The 13657-nt window shown below is 68.9% G+C and carries 13 protein-coding genes; 6 read left to right on the forward strand and 7 right to left on the reverse strand.

Annotated features, from left to right (window positions below; genetic code table 11):
• Positions 1-134 precede the first annotated feature (134 nt).
• The 3 genes from BDK63_RS09350 to BDK63_RS09360 are packed head-to-tail and all read left to right on the forward strand — an operon-like array spanning position 135 to position 4062.
• Complete coding sequence (locus tag BDK63_RS09350; RefSeq protein ID WP_183331195.1) at positions 135-1298, forward strand: fumarylacetoacetate hydrolase family protein; 1164 nt, start codon at positions 135-137, stop codon at positions 1296-1298.
• 27 nt (positions 1299-1325) lie between these two features.
• A complete protein-coding gene (locus BDK63_RS09355) occupies positions 1326-2627 on the forward strand; it encodes an L-fuconate dehydratase (protein WP_183331197.1) in 1302 nt (433 codons plus the stop codon).
• A gap of 1 nt (position 2628) precedes the next feature.
• Entirely contained in the window at positions 2629-4062 is a 1434-nt protein-coding gene (locus BDK63_RS09360; RefSeq protein WP_183331198.1) for an FAD-binding oxidoreductase, read from the forward strand.
• 62 nt (positions 4063-4124) lie between these two features.
• On the opposite strand, the gene BDK63_RS09365 is transcribed toward BDK63_RS09360, so the two are convergent.
• Both BDK63_RS09365 and hpaI read right to left on the reverse strand, forming a co-directional pair.
• Entirely contained in the window at positions 4125-5024 is a 900-nt protein-coding gene (locus BDK63_RS09365; RefSeq protein ID WP_183331200.1) for an NAD(P)-dependent oxidoreductase, read from the reverse strand.
• A 162-nt stretch (positions 5025-5186) separates the two neighbouring features.
• The gene (gene hpaI / locus BDK63_RS09370; RefSeq protein ID WP_183331202.1) at positions 5187-5951 is read right to left on the reverse strand and encodes a 4-hydroxy-2-oxoheptanedioate aldolase; all 765 of its coding nucleotides are present in this window, start codon (positions 5949-5951) and stop codon (positions 5187-5189) included.
• Between the two features lie 175 nt (positions 5952-6126).
• Between hpaI and dgoD the strand changes: the two genes are divergently transcribed.
• The 3 genes from dgoD to BDK63_RS09385 are packed head-to-tail and all read left to right on the forward strand — an operon-like array spanning position 6127 to position 8941.
• Positions 6127-7275, forward strand: a complete 1149-nt coding sequence (dgoD, locus tag BDK63_RS09375) for a galactonate dehydratase (RefSeq protein WP_183331204.1) — start codon at positions 6127-6129, stop codon at positions 7273-7275.
• Positions 7269-8321 carry a 2-dehydro-3-deoxygalactonokinase gene (locus BDK63_RS09380; protein WP_183331206.1) on the forward strand — a complete coding sequence of 351 codons (1053 nt, stop codon included), beginning with the start codon at positions 7269-7271 and terminating at the stop codon, positions 8319-8321. The genes dgoD and BDK63_RS09380 overlap by 7 nt, the downstream gene beginning before the upstream one ends.
• Entirely contained in the window at positions 8318-8941 is a 624-nt protein-coding gene (locus BDK63_RS09385; RefSeq protein ID WP_183331208.1) for a 2-dehydro-3-deoxy-6-phosphogalactonate aldolase, read from the forward strand. The genes BDK63_RS09380 and BDK63_RS09385 overlap by 4 nt, the downstream gene beginning before the upstream one ends.
• A gap of 67 nt (positions 8942-9008) precedes the next feature.
• On the opposite strand, the gene BDK63_RS09390 is transcribed toward BDK63_RS09385, so the two are convergent.
• The 5 genes from BDK63_RS09390 to BDK63_RS09410 all read right to left on the reverse strand — a co-directional run bounded on the left by BDK63_RS09390 (position 9009) and on the right by BDK63_RS09410 (position 13209).
• Positions 9009-10175, reverse strand: a complete 1167-nt coding sequence (locus BDK63_RS09390) for a nucleotide sugar dehydrogenase (protein ID WP_183331232.1) — start codon at positions 10173-10175, stop codon at positions 9009-9011.
• Between the two features lie 45 nt (positions 10176-10220).
• On the reverse strand, positions 10221-10679 hold the full coding sequence (locus BDK63_RS09395) for a low molecular weight protein-tyrosine-phosphatase (protein ID WP_183331210.1): 459 nt from the start codon (positions 10677-10679) through the stop codon (positions 10221-10223).
• A 345-nt stretch (positions 10680-11024) separates the two neighbouring features.
• A complete protein-coding gene (locus tag BDK63_RS09400) occupies positions 11025-12464 on the reverse strand; it encodes an MBL fold metallo-hydrolase RNA specificity domain-containing protein (RefSeq protein ID WP_183331212.1) in 1440 nt (479 codons plus the stop codon).
• Between the two features lie 239 nt (positions 12465-12703).
• The gene (locus tag BDK63_RS09405; RefSeq protein ID WP_183331214.1) at positions 12704-12958 is read right to left on the reverse strand and encodes a Txe/YoeB family addiction module toxin; all 255 of its coding nucleotides are present in this window, start codon (positions 12956-12958) and stop codon (positions 12704-12706) included.
• Positions 12955-13209 carry a type II toxin-antitoxin system Phd/YefM family antitoxin gene (locus tag BDK63_RS09410; protein WP_183331216.1) on the reverse strand — a complete coding sequence of 85 codons (255 nt, stop codon included), beginning with the start codon at positions 13207-13209 and terminating at the stop codon, positions 12955-12957. The genes BDK63_RS09405 and BDK63_RS09410 overlap by 4 nt, the downstream gene beginning before the upstream one ends.
• Positions 13210-13657: the final 448 nt, after the last annotated feature.

Below are 13657 nucleotides of genomic sequence, written 5' to 3' on the forward strand. Positions count from 1 at the left end.
GCGATGGCTATCGACCCGAAACCGGAGGGTGCGCTAGAGTGAGTCACAGATGGCATACCTGTCATACAGCACGACATCAATAACATGATAGGCGCTGGCGGACCAACCGCCAGTTCGCCGACCCGGAGGCGCCGATGAATCCCCTGTCCGTTGCAGACTCTCTTCCCCATGACCTGACCGAGGCACGGCTGGTCGGCCGCGTCTGGTGCGATGGCGACCGCCCCGGCCCGGCGCTGGTCACGCTGCGCGAGGGCGAGGTGATCGACATAACGGCCCATGGGCCGACCATGGCCGACCTGCTGGAGCACGACGATCCGCTGACGGTGGTGCGCGACGCCGAGGGGACGTCGCTGGGCCGCCTGGAGGACCTGATCGCCAACTCCCAGGCGAGCCCGGCCCGGGCGCCCTACCTGCTGGCGCCCTGCGACCTCCAGGCCGTGAAGGCCTGCGGCGTGACCTTCGCGGTCAGCCTGCTCGAGCGGGTCATCGAGGAGCAGGCCGGCGGCGACCCGGCCCGCGCCACCGAGCTGCGCAACGAGCTCCAGGCGATGATCGGCACCGACCTGTCGCGCATCACCCCGGGGTCCGACGAGGCGATGGCCCTCAAGCAGGCCCTGCAGGCGCGGGGCGCCTGGTCCCAGTACATGGAGGTCGGCATCGGGCCGGACGCAGAGGTGTTCACCAAGGCCCAGCCGCTCTCCTCGGTGGGCTTCGGTACCGCCGTGGGCCTGCATCCCGCCTCGCGCTGGAACAACCCCGAGCCGGAGATCGTGCTCGCCGTTGACAGCCGCGGCCGGGTCAAGGGCGCCACCCTCGGCAACGACGTCAACCTGCGCGACATCGAAGGGCGCAGCGCCCTGCTGCTGGGCAAGGCCAAGGACAACAACGCCTCCTGCGCCCTGGGCCCGTTCATCCGCCTGTTCGATGAGCGCTTCACCCTCGACAGCGTGCGCCAGTGCCAGGTCTCGCTGCGCATCGAGGGCGAGGACGACGGCTTCCGGCTAGAGGGAGCCAGCGACATGCGCGAGATCAGCCGCGACCCGCTCGACCTGGTCCGCCAGACCATCGGCGACCACCACCAGTACCCGGACGGCTTCATGCTGTTCCTCGGCACCATGTTCTCCCCCATCCAGGACCGCGATGGCCCGGGCCAGGGCTTCACCCACCACCTCGGCGACCGGGTCACCATCGCTACCCCTGCACTGGGCGCACTGGTCAACCCGGTCGGCCGCAGCGACCGGCTGCCGCCCTGGACCTTCGGCATCCGCGAGCTGATGCGCCACCTGGCAACCCGCTGAACCGTCCACCCCCATTCGGAGCCAACCATGACCACCATCACCCAAGTCGAGGTCCAGGACATCCGCTTCCCGACCTCCCGCTCGCTGGACGGCTCGGACGCCATGAACGCCGCGCCCGACTACTCCGCCACCTACGTGATCCTCCACGTCGACGACGAAGGCCCCGAGGGGCACGGCCTGACCTTCACCATCGGCCGCGGCAACGAGATCGTCGTCACCGCGGTGCGCTCGCTGGCGCCGCTGGTCGAGGGGCGCTCCCTGGCCGCCATCACCGAGAACATGGGCGCCTTCTGGCGGGAGTTCACCGGCGACAGCCAGCTGCGCTGGATCGGCCCCGACAAGGGCGCCATCCACCTGGCCACCGCGGCCATCGTCAACGCCCTCTGGGACCTGTGGGCCAAGCGCGAGGGCAAGCCGGTATGGAAGCTGCTGGCCGACATGACCCCGGAGCAGCTGGTGCGCTGCCTCGACTTCCGCTTCGTCACCGACGCCCTGACCCCGGAGGAGGCGATCGCGCTGCTTCGCCGGCAGGAGGCCGGGAAGGCCGACCGCGAGGGCGAGATGCGCCGCGACGGCTACCCCGGCTACACCACCTCGGCGGGCTGGCTCGGCTACGACGACGACAAGGTGCGGCGCCTCGCCCGTGAGGCCCTGGCCCAGGGCTGGACCCACTTCAAGCAGAAGATCGGCGGCAACCTCGAGGAGGATGCTAGCCGCGCCGCGCTGCTGCGCGAGGAGATCGGCTGGGACAACGTGCTGATGATGGATGCCAACCAGGTGTGGGAGGTCGACGAGACGGTGGCGAAGATGCGCCGCCTGGCCGAGTTCGACCCGCTATGGATCGAGGAGCCCACCAGCCCCGATGACATCCTCGGCCACGCCGAGATCCGCCACCGCGTGGCCCCCATCGGCGTGGCCAGCGGCGAGCACTGCCACAACAAGGTGATGTTCAAGCAGTTCTTCCAGGCCGAGGCGCTGGACTACTGCCAGCTCGATGCCGCCCGCCTCGGCGGGCTCAACGAGGTGATCCTGGTGATGCTGATGGCCGCCAAGTTCGGCGTGCCGGTCTGCCCCCACGGCGGCGGCGTGGGCCTGTGCGAATACACCCAGCACCTCTCGCTGTTCGACTACATCGCCGTCTCCGGCAGCCTCGATGGGCGCGTGCTGGAGTATGTCGACCACCTCCACGAGCACTTCCTCGATCCGGTGGTGATCGAGCGCGGTCGCTACCGGGTCCCCGAAGCGCCGGGCTACAGCATCACCATGAGCCCCGACGCCCTGGCCCGGCACCGCTTCCCCGACGGCGCCGCCTGGCAGGAGGAGGCGTGACATGGACCACCCGAGCCCGCACGCCGACCTGCTCGATGCCCTGCACCAGCGCCTGGGGGAGCGCGGCCTGCTGCGCGACCCCGCGGCCATGGCCCGCTACCTGAGCGACTGGGCGGGGGAGCGCCTGGGCATGCCGCTGGCGGTGGCACGGCCCGCCTCCACCACGGAGGTGGCCGAGACGGTGCGACTCTGCCGGGCCCATGGCGTAGCCATGACACCCCAGGGCGGCCACAGCGGCCTGGTGGCCGGCGCCCTGCCCGCCGCCGACGGCGGCGAGCTGGTGATCAGCCTGGAGCGCCTGGACCGGATCCGCGACATCGACCCGGTCAACTTCACCATGACGGTGGACGCCGGCTGCATCCTGGAGACCATCAAGCAGGCGGCCGCCGAGCATGACTGCGACTTCCCGCTCTCGCTGGGCGCCCAGGGCAGCTGCCAGATCGGTGGCAACATCGCCACCAACGCCGGCGGCCTCAACGTGCTGCGCCACGGGATGATGCGTCAGCTGGTGCTGGGGCTGGAGGTGGTGCTCCCCGACGGCCGGGTCTGGGACGGCCTGACCGCCCTGCACAAGGACAACCGCGGCTATGCCCTCGCCCAGCTGTTCCTCGGCAGCGAGGGGACGCTGGGTATCGTTACCGGCGCGGTGCTCAAGCTCTCGCCCCGCGCCATCCAGAGCCGCACGGCACTGCTCGGGCTGCCCTCGGTGGAGGCGGTGATCGCCCTCTACGGCCGGGCGCGGCGCGAGTGCTGCGACCTGCTCAGCGCCTTCGAGCTGATCCCCCGGCGCTGCCTGGAGCTCGCCATGGAGGCCACCCCCGAGCTCACCGAACCGCTGGACGCGCCCGACCCCTGGTACGTGCTGATGGAGGTCAGTGCGAGCGGCGCTATGGACCTGGACGCCATGCTCGAGGGGCTGCTGGCCCACGGCATGGAGGCCAACCTGGTCAGGGACGGGGCACTGGCCTCTAGCGACGCCCAGGCGGCAAGGCTATGGCAGTTCCGGGAGAGCATGCTGGAGGGGCAGCGGCGGCGCGGCGAACACCTGCGCACCGATATCTCGGTGCCCATCTCGGCGATCCCCGACTTCGTGGCCCAGGCCAGCCGGGCGATCCATGCACGCTCCCCCGACTGCGAGATCATCGCCTACGGCCACGTCGGCGACGGCAACCTGCACTTCAACATCCTGCCGCCAGCGGGGATGGCCGAAACGCAGAAGAAGGCCCACCTCCACGACCTGGAGACCCGGCTGTTCGAGATCCTCGATGAGTTCGGCGGCAGCCTCAGCGCCGAGCATGGCATCGGCCGCACCAAGCAGGCCGCCTACCTGGCGCGTCTCTCGCCGGTGGAGCGGGAACTGGTGGAGGGCATCAAGGCCCTGTTCGACCCGGCCGGGCTGATGAACCCCGGCCGGATATTGCCTGACAGGCGGTGACTGGCCTCGCCGCGCGAAGGCACGCATGCGATGAACCCTTTTCGCCGTTTGGCCGCGCGCAGCTAGTTTTCGGACTGAGCCTGGTCGGCGGCCATCGCCTCCAGTTCCCGTATGATCTCCGGCACCGCCAGTCCCTGGTCGTCGATCGAGCCATAGAGTTCGCGAACCGCGGCCGCCACACCGCGGGCCACGCCGAGCTCGTCGGTCATGGCATGGTAGTAGCCGATATCCTTGCTGGCATTGGCCACGCTGAAGCGGAAGCCGGAGGCGTCGCCGGCCTCGATGAAGGGGCGCAGTCGCTCGAGGATAACCCCGCCACCGCCGCCCTTGCCCAGCACCTCCAGGAAGGCCGCATCGTCGATGCCGGCATGGCGGGCGGCCACGGTGGCCTCGGCCAGCACCGCCGAGAACCCCAGGGAGACGAAGTTGTGGACCAGCTTGAGGGTATGCCCGGCGCCCACCGCCCCGGCATGGGTGATGTTCTCGGCGAAGCTCTCGAGCAGCGGATGCAGCTCGGTAAACAAGGCCTCGGGCGCCCCCACGATCAGGTTGAGCCGCCCTTCTGCCGCCTCCTTGGGGGTTCGCGTCATGGCCGCGTCCATGAAGCGGCCTCCCGCCGCCTGCACGCGTGCGGCGACCCGCTCGGTGGAGCTCGGCAGTGCCGTGGAACAGTCGACCACCACGCTACCCTCGCGCAGCCCCTCGAGCACACCATCGGGCTCGAACAGCACCGCCTCGACCTGGGGCGAGCCGGTCACGCAAAGGATGATCACCTCGGCGCCCTCGGCCACCTCGCGCCCCGAGGCCCGGGCTTGGGCACCGGCGGCTAGCAGGTCCTCTACCGGCTGGTTGCCGGGGTGGTCCAGGAAGGAGAGCCGGTGACCGGCCTTCAGGATGTTGCTGGCGATGCCGTGGCCCATCAGGCCCACGCCGACCATGCCGACACGCAGGGGGTGACTCATTGCAGGACTCCACTATCAGGTTGAAGACGTTACGCGAGGATGCCAGGGAACGGGCAGGCATCGTGATAACGGTATATCAAGCCGGCCAGATCGCCATCGCCGGCTTCACCCTGCTCGAGGGAGAAAGCACGTGAGCGGGAATCAGGACCTTGAGCGCGTCGATCAGGCCGAGCGAAACCGCTCGGCCAGCCCACGCAGCCCCTCGGCCAGCACCAGGGCATCGACCCCCACCCCGACGAAGCCGCATCCGGCTTCCAGGTAGCCGTGAGCCTCGGCCTCGTCGAGCGTGATGATCCCCGCGGCCTTGCCGGCGGCGCGGATCCGCCGGATGGCGTCGTCGATGGCCGCGCGGACCTCGGGATGTCCGGGATTGCCGCGGTGGCCCATGGCGGCGGAAAGATCCGCCGGCCCGATGAACAGCCCGTCCACCCCCTCCACCGCCGCGATGGCCTCCAGGTTGGCCAGCGCCCCGGGGCTCTCCAGCTGCAGGATCAGGCAGATCTCCTCGCCAGCGTGGTCGAGGTAGTCCTCGACCTGGCCCCAACGCGAGGCCCTGGCCAGGACGCTGCCCATGCCGCGCACGCCCTCGGGAGGATAGCGGGTGGCGGCCACCACCTCGGCGGCCTGCTCTGCCGTCTCCACCATGGAGATCAGCAGGTTCTGCACGCCGATGTCCAGGTACTGCTTGATCAGCACGGTATCGCCCACGGGCGGGCGCACCACCGGCGCACTGGCATAGGGGGCGATGGCCTGGAGCTGACCCAGCAGGCTGGCCAGGTCGTTGGGGGCATGCTCGCCGTCCAGCAGCAGCCAGTCGAAGCCGGCGGTGGCGGCGAGTTCCGCCACGTAGGGGCTGGCCAGTCCCAGCCAGACGCCCGTCATGGGCTCACCGCGAAGCAGGCGCTGCTTGAATGCGTTCTTGTTCATGGGGCTGCGGAACTCCTTTTCGTGACGCGACGAGAGTGGCACCCGGCTGACACGCCTGACGCGTCGAGCCGCGCGTGCCGAGTCGACTTGTCATACAAGCATACATCGCGCCATAGTGCTCCCAGAACCTCAACCACCCCACAGGCGTCCCGCCTGCGCGACGCGAGGCAATGCGATGAAGATCACCCGACTCAGGACCTGGCAGGTGCCGCCGCGCTGGCTGTTCCTCAAGATCGAGACCGATGCGGGCTGCTACGGCTGGGGCGAACCGGTCGTCGAGGGGCGTGCCGCCACCGTGGAGGCCGCCGTCCACGAACTGGCCGACCTCCTGGTCGGCCAGGATCCCCACCGCATCGAGCATCTCTGGAACCTGATGTACCGCGGCGGCTTCTATCGCGGCGGCCCGATCCTGATGAGCGCCATCGCCGGCATCGACCAGGCGCTGTGGGACCTCAAGGGCCGCGACCTGGGCGTCCCCGTCCATCAGCTGCTGGGTGGCGCAGTGCGCGACCGCATGCGCATGTACGCCTGGACCGGCGGCGACCGCCCCAGCGACGTGGGAGCCGGCGCCCAGGCGCTGGTAGCGCAGGGCTTCACCGCCTTCAAGATGAACGGCACGGCGGAGCTTCAGATCGTCGACTCCCACCGCAAGGTCGACGAGGCGGTGGCCCGGGTGGCCGAAGCCCGCGAGGCCGTGGGCCCCGACGTGGGCATCGCCATCGACTTCCACGGCCGGGTGCATCGACCCATGGCCAAGGCGCTGCTGCGCGAACTGGCGCCCTTCCACCCGATGTTCGTCGAGGAGCCGGTGGCGCCCGAGCATCTGCCCTGCCTGAAGGAGATCGCCGGCGGGCTCGGCTATCCGCTGGCGACGGGCGAACGGCTGCATACCCGCTTCCAGTTCCGCGACCTGCTGGCCGACGGCATGATCGACATCGTCCAGCCCGACCTTTCCCACTGCGGCGGCATCAGCGAGGGACTCAAGATCGCCGTCCTGGCCTCGGCCTTTGATGTGGCGCTGGCGCCCCACTGCCCGCTGGGCCCGCTGACCCTGGCCGCCTCGCTGCAACTGGATGCGGTCAGCCACAACGCCTTCATCCAGGAGCAGAGCATGGGCATCCACTACAACCAGGACAACGACGTCCTGGACTATCTGGTCGACCCGTCGGCGCTGGCCATCGAGGACGGCTTCTGCGCCATCCCCCAGGGGCCAGGGCTCGGCGTGGAGATCGACGAGGCGTTCGTCGAGGAGCGCGCCAAGGTCGGCCACCGCTGGCGCAACCCGCTGTGGACCCACGACGACGGTTCGGTGGCCGAATGGTGAGCGAAAGCCTGGCCGAGCGAGTGCGCTGGATCGGCGTCGACTGGGGCTCCAGCCGGCTGCGCGCCTGGGCGCTGGACGCCCATGACGCCGTCCTGGCCCACGCCAGCAGCGACCGCGGCATGCTCTCCTTGGCCCCGGACGACTACGAGAGCGCCCTGCTGAAGGTGATCGGCGACTGGCTGCCCAGTCGTGGCCAGTTGGATGTGCTGGTCTGCGGCATGGCCGGTGCCAGACAGGGCTGGCGCGAGGCCGCCTACCTGCCGGTGCCGACCCGGTTGGACGCCCTGGCCCGGGGAGCCGTGTCGCCGCCCTGCCAGGATTCACGGCTTCGGGTCCGGCTGCTGCCGGGACTCTGCCAGACCACCGCCGGCCACTTCGACGTGATGCGCGGCGAGGAGACCCAGCTCGCCGGCCTGGTCGCCAGCAAGCCCGAAGCCACGGGACTCGTCTGCCTGCCCGGCACCCACGCCAAGTGGGCCCGCCTCGAGCAAGGTGCGGTAAGCCACTTCACCACCTTCCTCACTGGCGAGCTCTACGCGCTGCTAGCCCGACAGTCGGTGCTGAGGCACTCGCTGGATCAGGCACAGGGCGAGCACGATCTGGCCGACTCCGGCGGCCGCGAAGCCTTCGTCACGGCCGTCCGCGAGAGCCTGGCCGAGCCCGGGCGCTATTCGGCACGCCTCTTCGGCCTGCGCGCCGCTGACCTGCTGGACGCCGACCTGCCCCCCGGCAGTGCCCGCGCCACCCGCCTGGCCGCGCGTCTCTCGGGGCTCACCATTGGTCTGGAGCTGGCCGGCCTGGCCCTTTCCAACCCGGGCAAGGCGCCAGAAGGGCCCATTACCCTGATCGGCGATGCGGCACTCTGTGACCGGTATGCCCTGGCACTGGAGGCCGCCGGCCACGCCAGCCGCTGCCTGGACGGCGAGCGCACCGTGCTGGCCGGCCTTGCCCTGGGCTATCGCGCAGACCCATCGAACTCTGACCCATCGAACCCCGGCCCGCCCACCCCTCGCCGAATGAGACACGACACGGGAGACACCCCATGACCCTTCCTGAGCCCCTGCCTCTGATCGGCATCCTGCGCGGCGTCACCCCCGAGGAGGCGGTGGCGGTGGGCGAGGCAGTGGTTGCCGCCGGTATCACGACCCTGGAGGTGCCGCTCAACTCCCCCGAGCCGCTGGAGAGCATCCGCCGCCTGGTGGAGGCGCTGGGCGAGCGCGCCCTGGTGGGGGCAGGCACCGTGCTGACGGTCGCCCAGGTCCACGCCGTCCAGGCCGCCGGTGGGCGGCTGGTGGTCTCGCCCAACTGCCGCCCGGCGGTGATCGAAACCACCCACCGCCTCGGCCTGAAGAGCTGGCCGGGCATCGTCACCCCCTCCGAGGCCTTCGATGCCCTGGACGCGGGCGCCACCGGCCTCAAGCTGTTCCCCGCCGTCCAGGTCGGCATCGACGGCATGCAGGCGCTGCGCGCCGTGCTGCCGGAAGGTACCCGGCTCTACGCCGTGGGCGGCATCGGGGTCGGGAACTTCGCAGCCTGGCGAGCCGCCGGCATCGACGGCGCCGGGCTCGGTGGCGCCCTCTACCGCCCCGGCCAGACACCCGAGCAGGTCGGGCGGCAGGCCCGCGAGCTGGTCGCCGCCTGGCGGGGCGCTGCCGAGACGGGCTGACTGCACGCCCCCATCATGAAGGGAGCGACCCGCATATCGGGGGAACGGCAGTGCCACCCTCGCCCCCTCAGTCGCTGCCGAAGAGGTCGCGGGTGTAGACCTTGGCGGCGACGTCCTCTAGCTCGGCCGCCATGCGGTTGCTGAGGATCACGTCGGCTTCCGCCTTGAAGGCGTCGAGGTCGCGGATCACCCGGGAGCCGTAGAAGGTCTCCTCTGCGAGTACCGGCTCATAAACCACCACCTCGATACCCTTGGCCTTGATGCGCTTCATGACACCCTGCATGGCGCTGGCGCGGAAGTTGTCGGAGCCGGTCTTCATGATCAGCCGGTAGACCCCCACCACCCGCGGCTTGCTCTTGAGGATCTGCTCGGCGATGAAGTCCTTGCGGGTGCGGTTGGCATCGACGATGGCCGCGATGATATTGCTCGGCACGTCCTGGTAGTTGGCCAGGAGCTGCTTGGTGTCCTTGGGCAGGCAGTAGCCGCCGTAGCCGAAGGAGGGGTTGTTGTAGTGCTTGCCGATGCGCGGGTCGAGCCCCACCCCCTCGATGATCTGGCGGGTATCCAGGCCGTGGGTCTCGGCGTAGCTGTCCAGCTCGTTGAAGTAGGCCACCCGCATGGCGAGATAGGTATTGGCGAAGAGCTTGATCGCCTCCGCCTCGGTGCTGTTGGTGAAGAGCACCGGGATCTCGTCATCCAGCGCCCCCTGCTTGAGCAGGGCGGCGAAGGCCTCGCCGCGCTCGGAGTGCTCGCCGACGATGATCCGCGACGGGTGCAGGTTGTCATGGAGCGCCCTGCCCTCGCGCAGGAATTCCGGCGAGAAGAGCAGGTTCTCGGTGCCGAAGCGCCGGCAGGCCTCGGCGGTGTAGCCCACCGGCACGGTGGACTTGATCACCATCACCGCCGACGGGTTGATCGCCATCACGTCCTGGATCACCGCCTCGACGCTCGAGGTATCGAAGGTGTTGGTGGTCGGGTCGTAGTCGGTGGGGGTCGCGATCACCACGAAGTCGGCATCGCGGTAGGCGGCCTCCTTGTCCAGGGTCGCCGTGAAGTCCAGCTGGCGGTGGGCCAGGAACTCGCTGATCTCGGCATCCTCGATGGGCGAGCGCCCTTCGTTCAGCATGGCGACCCGCTCGGGGACGATATCCACCGCCACGACCCGATTGTGCTGGGCCAGCAGCATGGCGTTGGAGAGGCCGACGTAGCCGGTACCGGCGATGGCGATCTTCATGGGTGATCCCTTCATTGCGTTCCTATCCTGTCAATGGCGCACCGGTCAGCCTGGGCTACCGGGTCCCTGGAGCCGCTTCGCCCAGGCCGCCGTCGCCTGCTTCAATAGCCCGTGAACCTGCTCGAACACCTGCTGGGGCCTGCGGTAGGGGTCGGGAATCTCCCGACCCTGGCCGCCCTCGAGCCACCTGCCGAGCAGCATCGTCTTGCCCAGCGCCTCGGGGACCAGCGTGGCCACCGCGCGGCGCTGCCCCTCGCTCATCACCAGCACCAGATCGGCAGCGGCCAGCATCTCGGCGGTGAGCTGTCGGGCGCGATGCTCGGTCACCTCGAGGCCATCGGCCCGCGCGAGCGCCGCCGCCGTGGGCTCCACCCCGTGGCCCCCCAGGGCCCCCAGGCCCGCGGAGTGCACCTCCCGCCCCGGCAGGCGCGCCCGCAGCATCGCCGCGGCCACCGGGCTTCGGCAGATATTGCCGGTACAGACCACCAGGATGCGCTGGAACATGAGGTATCTCTCGTGGAGGGCCGCCGCCTAGCGTAACGCGTGGCCGCCCCGCCGTCAGGCCCTTCCGACCAGCGGATGGGAATCCGATCGTCGGTGGACTGATATATCGGCGATGAAGCCTACCACCCCGGCCTGTTCCTGCCGGTGGGAGACCTGCCCCTACTGGTGGGAGCCCGGCTCTGCCGGGCGATAGCGGTGTTGGCACTGCCGAGAACCTATTGAGTCAATGACAACTCAGCCAACTGAATCGCCCGATAAATCGGGCTCCCACCAGAATCATCTCAACTTGGCTGCTTGACCATCTCACCTTGGCTGCTCGACGCTCGGCGCTCGGCGCTTGGCCGCTTACCCCTGCTCACATCCTAGGCTCACCTCCAGCGGGTGCCCTGCCCCATCGGCCCAGGCCAGCAGGGTCTCGCGCAGGGCGCGCTGGGCTGCCGGGTCGCCGTGCACCAGCCGGACATGGCGCGGCGGGTAGCGCATGCGGCGCACGAAGTCGAGCAGGTTGCGCCGGTCGGCGTGGGCCGAGTAGCCGGAGGCCGTCTCCACCCGGGCGCGGATGTCGATGCGCTCGCCGTCGAGCTCCACCCAGCCGCCGCGGGGGCCGTAGCGCTGGATGTCGCGCCCCGGGGTGCCCGCCCCCTGGTAGCCGGTGAACAGCACGCAGTGGCGCGCATCCCCCAGCATCCGCTTCAGGTAGTTGACCACCCGGCCGCCGCTGACCATGCCGCTGGCGGCGATCACCACCGCCGGGCGGCCGCTCTCGGCGAGGTACGACAGGGTGCGCTCGTGCTCCTCGTGGGAGCTCACGGTGTAGAGGTTCTCGAAGCTCAGCGGGTGGCGCTCACCGCGCAGCCGCCGGTGGGCCTCGGCGTCCCACCAGGGCTTGAGCTCGCGGTAGACCTCGGTGAAGCGCGCGGCCAGGGGCGAGTCGACGATGATCTCGAGCTCCCGCCAGCGCGCGCTGCCGGCCCGGTAGATCAGCGTCTCCAACTCGTAGAGCAGCTCCTGGGTGCGGCCGATGCTGAAGGCGGGGATCACCACCGTGCCGCCGTTGGCCAGGGCCCGGTCGATGGCGGCCTTGAGCCGATCCCGGCGGTGGCGGCGATCCTCGTGCTCGCGGTCGCCGTAGGTGCTCTCCAGCACCAGGGTGTCGCAGCGCCACGGCGGCCTGGGTGCCGGCAACAGCGGCGCATGGGGCGCGCCCAGGTCGCCGGAGAAGAGCGTGCGGTGGGCAGCCCCCGTCTCGCGGTCCAGGCTGTCGAGCTCCACGTAGGCGGAGCCGAGGATATGCCCGGCGCGCTGCAGGCGCACCCGCAGCCGGTGGCGGGCGTCGTCCACCAGGGTGTGCCAGGTGCGATACTCCAGTGCCACCAGATGGGGCTCCACCTCCGCCAGGAAGCGCTCGATCAGCGCCCGGTCGCGGGTGAAGCCCACCTTCAGGGCGTCCTCGATCACCAGCGGCAGCAGCCGGGCCGAGGGCACCGAGCAGAGGATCGGTCCCCGCCACCCCGCCGCCAGCAGGTAGGGCAGCCGGCCGATATGGTCGATATGCACGTGGGTCACCACCAGCGCCAGTACATCCTCCACCGGGAAGATGACCCGATGCTGTTCGAGGCTGTCCCGGGCCTCGGCGTCCTGGCCCTGGAAGAGGCCGCAGTCGATCAGCACGGCGCGGTCCGGCGCCAGCTGGAAGCGGTGGCAGCTGCCGGTCACGCCGCTGGCGCCGCCGTGGTGGCGAATCTCGGGGACGGGGTGGAACGTGGTACGGGATACGTCGGGCATCGCGCTGGCCTCCCTGCCGGTGGATTACACCCAGTGTAGGCGGCCAAGGAGCCAAGCAAGGGGGCAAGGATTCAGGCTTGGCGGAAATTGGGGTCATCGCGCATTAGCGTGAAATCGCCCGATGGTTGCCGAAACCGCCATTGGCTGGCGAGATCATGGCAGGAGGGAGGCTCCGCCTCGCGACTGGCGCCGTCAGGCGCCCTGGCGGCTTGCTCGAGGGCGTGCTCGGCCAGTAGGGATCAATAGTGGTATCGGCATTGAACGATCACGATAGCCCTGTCGGTTACCTTGTAGACGAGGCGATGTTCCCGATCGATGCGTCGCGACCAGTATCCCGACCACTGGTGCCGCAACGGCTCGGGATCGCCCAGGCCATCAAATGGCTGTCGCTGGATGTCCTTGATCAGCATGTTGATGCGCTTGAGGGCCCTCTTGTCGCGTGACTGCCAGTAGAGATAGTCCTGCCAGGCCTGGCTGGCCCAGGTCAGCATCATGAATCGATAAGGCCATGCTCAGTGTCCTCGCCCCGCTCCACCTCGGCGATGGCCTCGTTCAATCGCTGGGCGTTGCGCGGGCTCGCCATCAGGTAAGCGGTCTCCTCGTAGGACTTGAAGTCTTCTACCGACATCACGATAGCGGGCTTGCCGTTCTGGCGGGTGATCAGCACCGGCACGTGATCATCGTTGACCCGGTCCAGCACCTTGGCCAGGTGACTGCGAAAGTGGCTGTAGGTCACGGTATCCATTCTTTCCTCCTCGACACCAGCATACATTGTACGCATTCTTGTACCTGCCTGCCAGCATCAACCTGACTTATTCATAAGGGCAGCCTGAAAATGAAGATGGCGAGATGTTTTCTCTTTTAGAATCAGTATTTTTCTGCTAGAACGCGATTCAAGAGGACCACTCGCCATGGGTGAAACCCTAACGACCTGGTCGCCCTCGTGCAACGGCTCTGTCCGTGTTGAGCTGAGCGGGCATCGCACCACCAGCGAGAGCGGCGCTCCCGAGTTCGACACTTTCAGCCCGATTTTGGCCTGAAACCGGCCCCTGTGGTCTGAGAATTCAGTGACTTATCGAATCGGGGCCAACATTCTTGTAAGTGGCTATTCAAAATTAATCGTGCGCTCAGACCCGTAGCCGCCAAGTAGGCGACAGACCTCCTTGCTGAGGTGGTCAAATGAGAGATAGGCA

Origin of the sequence: Halomonas campaniensis (assembly GCF_014193375.1) — a bacterium.
Taxonomy (GTDB): Bacteria; Pseudomonadota; Gammaproteobacteria; order Pseudomonadales; family Halomonadaceae; genus Halomonas; species Halomonas campaniensis.